Below are 1938 nucleotides of genomic sequence, written 5' to 3'. Positions count from 1 at the left end.
TTATTGCTACGTAAATTATTATAATTCAAATTGTTGCAGATGAAAGACCTCGTGAATGACTTCAGGGAATACCGCAAACGCATGAATGAGCGGATTCTCGCCCACGACAACAAATCCATGAAAAGGCTTTACAGCCTGGATGCCCTTACATACCAGGATGGGGCTTTGCCGGCAAAAACAAAAGAAATGCTCGGTCTGGTGGCTTCCATGGTTTTGCGATGCGACGATTGCGTAAAATACCATCTTGAGCGCTGCCATGAACTGGGAGTAAGTACAGCAGAACTGTTCGATATTTTTGCTGTTGCCAATGTGGTTGGGGGAACCATTGTTATACCCCATACACGGCGGGCATTAGAGTACTGGGAGGAACTGACCCACATTGCTCACTGAACCTTTGGGTAACGGGAAAATTATAGTGGAATAATAGATTCAGGAATTCCGCTATTACCGACTTGCCCGCATATTAATAATTCCAATAAGAGAGGCTGTTCATTGACAGCCTCTTTTTTATTGATATAAGGGCTCTGCTAATGAGTGAGATGTTTTTTTGTTTAGGTTTCTGATTGTGGGTCTAATTATCATCCCATTGATAAGTTATTCCCTGAACAAGTAAGGGTATTTTCCCGTTAAATTGTCATACCTTTATGAGGAGTTTGTGCCATGAAACCATTTTCTGTCTTCCTTAAAATCATTCCTTTTCTCGTTCCGGTGTTAACTTCCTTTTTACTGCCGGCTGATGAAGATTTCCGGCTGACGAAAATCAGGGAAGCGTTGAACCGGTTTGAGCAGGATTATCGTCCGCAGAAAGTTTATCTGCACACCGATAAATCACGGTATAAAGTTGGTGAAGACATCTGGTTTAAGGCCTATGCGGTTGATGCGGTAAGCCACAAACCGCTTCCCGGCATTTCCAATCTGTATGTTGAAATAGTAAGCCCACGGAATATCGTGGTGCAGGTGAAGCTCATCAAATTGCGAAACGGAACCGGTTGGGGCGATTTCTCCATCCGGGATACCACTCCTGAGGGCAATTACCTTATCAGGGCCTACACATCCTGGATGAACAATTTTGAGCAGGAGTTCTTTTTCAGTCAGAATCTTTATATTGAAAACCCCAACAACAAAAACTTTATCAGTTCGGAGGATATCCGTTTCAACCGTAAATACAACAGAAAGCTGCAGAAAAATGCACGGGAGGTAAGCCTGCGTTTCTTTCCTGAAGGAGGTAATCTGGTCGAGGGTCTGAAATCAGTGGTTGCCTTCAAACTCTCCGATCAGTTCGACAGGGGTCTGGAGGGTGCCGGCATACTGCGCGATGACAGGAACGATGAGATTCTTGCTTTTCAGACGGTTCATGCCGGAATGGGATCGTTTGTTTTTACTCCGGAAAAGGGGCGAACCTACTATGCGGAAGTTACCTACCGGAAAAACGAAAAACGAAAATTCCGGTTGCCCGAACCTTTGCGTACCGGTTATGTATTGCACGCCGAACAGCTTTCGCGGGAAAAGGTGCGCATCCGGGTCGAAACCAACAAACCGATTACCCAGGATCCTCTGGCCAATGATATTATTCTGATGGCACAGGTGCGGGGAAAGGAAATGTACTCTGAAGTGATTGACATGCCGGAAAACCGCACGGAAAAAATTCTTGATGTTTCGGCCTATCCGGCAGGGGTATGTCAGATCATTCTGTTTGACGGAAGGGGAATCCCACGGGCCGAACGACTGTTGTTTCTCCGGAAAGATGACTGGCCATCACTTGTTATCAGCGGCCTTAACAAAGAGTATGACTTCCGTAAAAAAGTGGAGACAGAAATATCGGTCGCCTCAGCAGGTAATGCCATAGCGGGTGGGTCTTATTCAGTATCGGTGGCAGAGTTTTCTGATTCTGCCCAAATCGAATCATCGGTCTTTACTTATATGTTGCTCAATTCCGAT

At 45.4% G+C, this 1938-nt stretch carries 2 protein-coding genes; both read left to right on the top strand.

Going from position 1 to position 1938, the window contains the following annotated elements; all coding sequences use genetic code 11:
• Positions 1-39 precede the first annotated feature (39 nt).
• Complete coding sequence (locus tag GX419_10220) at positions 40-390, top strand: carboxymuconolactone decarboxylase family protein (GenBank protein ID NLI25068.1); 351 nt, start codon at positions 40-42, stop codon at positions 388-390.
• 270 nt (positions 391-660) lie between these two features.
• Positions 661-1938: hypothetical protein (locus GX419_10215; GenBank protein ID NLI25067.1), on the top strand; the 1278-nt coding region annotated here is incomplete at its 3' end.

It is taken from the genome of Bacteroidales bacterium, assembly GCA_012517825.1.
Classification (GTDB): Bacteria; Bacteroidota; Bacteroidia; order Bacteroidales; family JAAYUG01; genus JAAYUG01.
The sequence above is the reverse complement of the archived record's forward strand: the minus strand, read 5'-3'. Positions and strand labels throughout refer to the sequence as shown.

Bases quoted from the DNA above. Each gene is read 5' to 3' on its own strand.
- GX419_10220 (NLI25068.1), top strand. From the start codon at position 40: ATGAAAGACCTCGTGAATGACTTCAGGGAATACCGCAAACGCATGAAT.